Source organism: Bacillus sp. P4_D3 (genome assembly GCF_056401855.1).
Genome location: NZ_JBFUIN010000819.1, coordinates 1 through 1295 on the forward strand (window position 1 = coordinate 1; position 1295 = coordinate 1295).

The 1295-nt window shown below is 33.2% G+C and carries 2 protein-coding genes; both read right to left on the minus strand.

Annotated elements, in window-relative coordinates:
• A partial coding sequence (locus tag AC1DTM_RS26985; protein ID WP_477001329.1) for a nitroreductase family protein occupies positions 1-417 on the minus strand: 417 nt, incomplete at its 3' end.
• A gap of 244 nt (positions 418-661) precedes the next feature.
• Positions 662-1295 (minus strand): D-alanyl-D-alanine carboxypeptidase family protein (locus tag AC1DTM_RS26990; RefSeq protein WP_477001328.1); only part of this gene is annotated, 634 nt, incomplete at its 5' end.

Genomic DNA, 1295 nt, shown 5'->3' on the forward strand with positions numbered 1-1295 from the left:
CTCTAATGCTGTCCAAATCGCAAATTGCAACATTCCAGAAGATTGCTGAGACCATGTAGGAAAATTATCTTTGTATAGTGCAAAGTTCTTTTGCAAACTTTCTACTACTTTACTATCTTCGAAATACAAAACAGTTCCATAGCCACTTTTAAATGCATTCATTTTCTCTTCAGTAGGTGCAAAATTATTTTCAGGTACAATTTTTCGTAACGTTTCTTTCGTAACATTCCATAATTTGTCGTGTTGTTCACCTAGTAATACAACAACTCTTGCACTTTGAGAATTAAAAGCCGAAGGTGTATGTTTCACAGCATGATAAATCACTTCTTGAATTCTTTCATCAGAAACTACTTGCTCTTTACTAATCGCGTAAATAGATCTTCTGTCTTCAATTGCTGAGTAAAAATCTTTTGCCATCACAATTCCCTCCAATTTTTCATTTGAGGCAATATCATATGTACGAAGCATATAACACCTCTTAAACTTATTAATAATAAGTTCTTAACTTTATAATATCAACAAACAAAAACAAACTCAAATGATATCACTTGAGTTTTTACTCCCCATACTCTCAAAAATTTAAAAACAGCTTATTATCACCAACATCAAGGTTCAAATAAACTGTCTGTCTTTTTTTATAGCAATTAACTTACTTCTTCACCTAATTAAGCAATTGAAATGCATAGGACATTAATTTATTTGTTTCTGTAAAACGTTTTGTTTTACTTTTTGTCCCCATAACAACTGTAATAATGCGATTATCGCCTTGTTTTGCAGTACCTGTAAAACAATACCCTGCGCTATCTGTAAATCCTGTTTTTAATCCGTCTATTCCTTCTATATATAAAGCTTTATTATTTTTGTTTAACATCTCATTTGTGCTTGTAACATTAATATTATTAAATGCTAACTGACTTTGACGTAAGTGAGTCACTTCTAATATCTCTGGATAGTCTTTTATAAGATGATACGCTAATTTCGCTACGTCAGCTGCTGTCATTTTTGTTTCACTTCCGTCGGGCTCCTGTAATCCGGAAGCATTCGCGAATTTAGCTTTATCTGACATTTCTAACTGCTGAGCCTTTTCATTCATAAGTTGAACAAAGTTTTTTTCCGTCTTAGCTACATGTTCTGCTAAAGCGACAGCCGAATTATTAGCCGATTCAATCATTAACGCATGATATAAGTCTTTAACAGTTAACGTATCATTTACTTGCATTGGGATTTTTGCACCCTCTGTTTGTGCCGATTTTGCACTTATTTTCACTGGATCTTCCCAGCGGACTTTCCCATTA